We start from the raw sequence: 4,526 nt of genomic DNA, 5'->3' as shown, positions 1-4,526 counted from the left end.
AGGCTACGGTCGCTTGGATCAACGGGACATCTTCGTGTCGTTCGCCCTGAACGTCGGGCAGTAGGAACAAGTGCCTTTGCTCGGAAGAACGGCCGGCACTTTGTACCCGGAACTTCACCTCCAGCGCCGTACCACGCCTCAGTCCGGGCAGCATCCGCAGGCGTTCTGGGTCGCGGATACGGGAACGGGACAGCCACTTTCGGCTATTCTCTTCATCCAGGTCTAGGTCAGGACGCATCTTACGAAGGCCGAGTGCCGTAAGGGGTATGTTGCCCTTCTTCAGTAGTTCTCTTTCGAGCCGATCCGGCATCAGATCTTTGAACCGGGCGAAGCGATCCACTGGCATCTCCACGGGTAGGTTTCCGAGCAAGTAGACCTGCTTTCGATACGGTGCATGCACCAGCCGCAGGCGAGCGATGGCTTGGGCTGTTTCGGCCTCTCGGATCTGCTGATGAAGCGCTTCAATGCGTTCGTCCGAAAACATCCGCGTGTAGACGCCCGATTGAGGGCGAGGGTTATGCGACGATTGGATATAGCCCTGTAGCTGCAGGGGCAGGTGCTTTCCCTGCTCGTTCTGACCCCGAAACTCGCCGCCAGCATCATGCCGAAGCGGTTCGTCTGCAGCCCAGAAGACCGCCCGGGCTTTCAGGTCGACACTTGGCGGAGGAGGAGCATTCCGCCCCGTGATGATCACTGCGGAAGCGTCCTTCGCAGCATTGCTTCCACGGAGGTTGGCGAAATGCTCAACCAACACCCCTTCGTCCAAATCCGTTCTCCCCCGCAGAGTGTCGGCCAGTTTCTTGTGGCTCACGACCAAAGGGATTTCGCCTACTTCCGCCCAAGCATTCAGCACGGTGACCAAGTCGGATACTTCAGTATCGTGGGAGTCCCAAAAATCGTTCGACCCCGTGCGATCGTAGACTTGCGTCACCCATGCCCGTTGCTGGATGTCGATGCGAACGAACTCGATCGGACCCAAGATCTCTTCCAGCAGCGTTTCATCCGCCGTGGCGTCGAGCATCAGAAGCGGAACTCCGTCGAGAAAGTCAGGCTCTTGTAGATAGGTGATTAGGACTTCCTCTTTCCGAGGATCGAAGAGGACGCGTTCAGCTTCTGCGCGGCTCGAAAGCTGCAGTTCTTCGTGTATCACGCGCAGCAATTTCGTCAGCCCTCTGTAGAGCCGAGCATCTTCCACTCTGCCTGCCGGTCTCGATGTGATCCTGTCGAAGTCTGGATGCGGACGGATAGACTGTAGGTCTACGTCTCCAATGTCGGCTGCGGCCACTCCGGCATCGCGTAGCACTGTGAGCAATGGCTCTCCGTCTTGAAGGGCGTCCGTGATCACTCGGCCTAGCTTGGGAAGGCGGTCGCTCTTGATCTGGTTTCGCACCTCACGGAGAGGTAGCCGCTCTTCCTTAATTAACTCGCCCAGGAAGGCCTCGTCGATGATGATGAGGTCTGGGGCAGTTTGTATCGGGTTGCGTGGGAGGCCCAGGTACGAGTGAACCATGACCCGAACAACATTACCGTTCCGGTCCGTGATCTCCGGGTCCCTGAACTGAGCAAGGTATGGGCAGTCGTCGAAGTGGATGCAGTGAAAGCCATCATTCGAACGGCAGGCGTGCTGAAAGACCCCCACCCCTGCACGTTCCAAGGTGCGAACATAGCCTGCCCGGTTGCAGAGAACCGGCAACTTGCCTTCCGCCCCACCAGTGCGGGGTTGGACATGAACCACACTCGCCCGGAGATCCGACTCCTGCCCCAGCGCGTCGGCGTACTCAGCGGCAAGGTCATGCCGGGGGACATAAATTTCGATGCGCTTGCCGTACTGGTCGCGCAGCCATGAAGTAAGGTGAGCAACGGTTTGACGAGTTTTCCCCGCTCCCATGGTTACCCGGAGAACGGTCTTGGGGGCCTTCTCCGGCAAGCGGGCGAAGAAGTGTGAGAGAGCCGCATCCAGCTGCTCCATGCCCTCCTCCCGGCCTACCGGTTCGAGATTCACGTACGGCCCGTCAGCCGGATATAGGGTCAGCCCAAGTTGCTTGCCCGTGAAGTCGTATGTACCAGCTCGGTACTCTTCAATCCGGTTGGCGGCTTCTTGAGCTGCATCGGCCTTGGACCACTTGCCGTCAGAAAGGTCGGCTTCGGCTTGAAAGATCTCCCAAGTTCGTTCGGCGATGGCTTCCACGTCCGGTGTGTCCGCCGCTTTGCTCTGCACCGCTTCGCGCATTGCATCGTTGCTCGCACGGAGCATCCAACTGCGTCGACCGTCTGAAATGAGACCGGTAGCTGGATCGCGGTAGATAATTGACGAGCCACCTCCTCCCACGCCCCCGGAACGGCGAGTACGGGAGTTCCGGCGGTATGCAGGCAGCCTATCGGGGACGGATACACCTGTTCGGCCTCCCCCGGCACGAAAGAACCCCGAACGCTGCGGAAGCGGGTCTTGCACCCCGTCTGCCAGTACCGGGGCTGCAGTGTAGTGCGGCTGCACGGGGTTGAAGAGTGCGAGATCGACAGGCACGTCCTGCAGCCAGCCTTTCAGCTCTTCATCGGTTACCGCCCGGTCCAACCAGTACCAGAGGTGTACCCGAACAAGGTCCTTCTTGATGCCCATAGAAGCGGAGAACTGGTACCAGCAGTCGATGCCGTGAAAGGCTTGGGGTAGCTGCTCGGTTGCGTAACGAATAACCGAGTCCTTACATGATCCTACCTCTGCGAACTCTTCCGGTAGCGGAACATTGTCGATGTCGAGCATGCACCAACGACGAGCAGCCGGCTCGAAGTTCGGCAGCTCATTTTCCTTTGGCTTCAAAGTTCGCCTTATCGCAGTAGACGGCCGTCCCTCGATCAATTTTCCCCGTACCACTAAGGCCTGAGGGTCTTTTTCCAGTGAACGAAGCACCTGTCCTAGTGTGGCTAGGCAATCCACCTCGGCCACTTCGACGTCGAACACTCGGGCGTGCTGCAGCGGTGTCGCCTGCAAACCAGTCGGCGTCGGGAGTATTGTTTTTGCGGCCGGGCAGTCGAAAGATCGCAGAATGGTCAGAGTTTCCAAAGCCATAGCGATTTCTTACTCAGCCGCAGCTCGCTGATCAAGTAGCCTACTTCTTCAGTTTGGGAGCCTAGGCCAGCTCAGTCTGGCTAGCCCCGGCGCAAACGGTAGGCGTTTACCGGCATGCCCCAGTGACAGGACCTTGGAGTGCTTGCGCAGTCCTAGGTCCAATGACGCCATCGGCGGTCAAGCCATATGCCGCTTGGAAAGCACGAATGGCTGCTTTGGTAGAGGGGCCATTGAGGCCGTCTGCAAAGGTAGGGGAAAGACTGCAGTGCCGGACAAGCTGAAGCTGATACTGACGCAGCTGCTGTGAAGGAGCTGCGCGGGCGGCAGTTCGGCGTGTGGAACCGTTCCCCGTGCATTCGACAGAACGGCTGCCCAGATCGCAACGCAGGCGATTACCTACCATCTCACTTTGTGAGCGATGGCAGTGATAAGGTCTACTACCGGCATGGCAGCCCTGAGAATTCAGCCCTCCAGAATGAGCCGCAGACGAAGGAGCCTGAAGAAGAAGGGACGAGAGGGCTAAACTTCCAGCCAGAACCAGTTTCGAAACGCGTAACAACATAGAAGTACAATCCTCAGTTGCTCTCCTTGGAATTGATGAATGACCGGAGGGGACGCGTCAAGGTGGTTGCCCGCCTTGACTGGTGCCGAGACCATCTAGGGGGTAAGGGCAAGCCGATACCATTTGGATCATGGAGTAAGGAACCCATATGCCCAAGGCGTCGCTCATCGCCCTTCTACTGGGGGCGGTTGTTCTCCTAACTGAGATAGGAGTGGTTCCTCCGGGATGGCGCGATCTGGCATTTGATCTTTGGGAAACAAGCAGCAGATCTGCCTCTCCCACCGGCCCGAACCAACCGACAAGCGGAAGAGAGGGAGCAGAGGGTGCCGCAGTCGCTGCTGCATTGCGACAGCTACCCCGGATCAGGGTCGAGAACGAGTACGCCAAGGGCTACTCTCGCGAGGATTGGCCCCACTGGGTCGATGAAGATGGGGACTGCATCAATGCACGGCACGAAGTCCTGTTGAGCGAGAGTGAAAGAGCTGTCGAGTATTCTCCGGATGGGTGTCGCATCCTCACGGGGCTATGGCATGACAGGTTCACGGGCCAAGTCTTCCTTCAGGCCGAAGATCTGGATGTAGATCACCTGGTGCCACTGGCTGAGGCTCACCGCTCAGGAGGATTTCGTTGGGACCGAACTGTTCGCGCCGCTTTTGCGAATGACCTCGACGATCCGCGAAGCCTGATTGCAGTGGGAGCCAGCGTTAATCGTTCTAAAGGCGACAAAGGGCCTGAGGATTGGTTGCCGCCGGAGCCAATCTTCGTGTGTGAGTACGTAGCGAACTGGGTGCTAGTCAAAGCCCGCTGGAACCTCTCCATGGATGAACGAGAACGCGTAGCAGTTGCTAACATCCTGGAAGACTGCGGCCCCTCATCTTGAGATAGGAGCCGCCACGGCTC

3 protein-coding genes are annotated in these 4,526 nt (G+C 58.3%); 1 reads left to right on the top strand and 2 read right to left on the bottom strand.

Annotated features, from left to right (window positions below; all coding sequences use genetic code 11):
- Window positions 1-3,064 (bottom strand): hypothetical protein (locus FHS00_RS17490; RefSeq protein ID WP_183475377.1); only part of this gene is annotated, 3,064 nt, incomplete at its 3' end.
- Between the two features lie 106 nt (window positions 3,065-3,170).
- On the bottom strand, window positions 3,171-3,467 hold the full coding sequence (locus FHS00_RS18015; protein WP_183475378.1) for a peptidoglycan-binding domain-containing protein: 297 nt from the start codon (window positions 3,465-3,467) through the stop codon (window positions 3,171-3,173).
- A 307-nt stretch (window positions 3,468-3,774) separates the two neighbouring features.
- Here FHS00_RS18015 and FHS00_RS18010 point away from each other — a divergent pair, with 307 nt between their 5' ends.
- Window positions 3,775-4,506, top strand: a complete 732-nt coding sequence (locus FHS00_RS18010; RefSeq protein ID WP_425486054.1) for a GmrSD restriction endonuclease domain-containing protein — start codon at window positions 3,775-3,777, stop codon at window positions 4,504-4,506.
- Window positions 4,507-4,526: the final 20 nt, after the last annotated feature.

Source organism: Limimaricola variabilis (assembly GCF_014195545.1).
GTDB classification, from domain to species: domain Bacteria; phylum Pseudomonadota; class Alphaproteobacteria; order Rhodobacterales; family Rhodobacteraceae; genus Limimaricola; species Limimaricola variabilis.
Note: the sequence above shows the minus strand (reverse complement) of the source record. Positions and strands in the feature narration are given on the sequence as shown.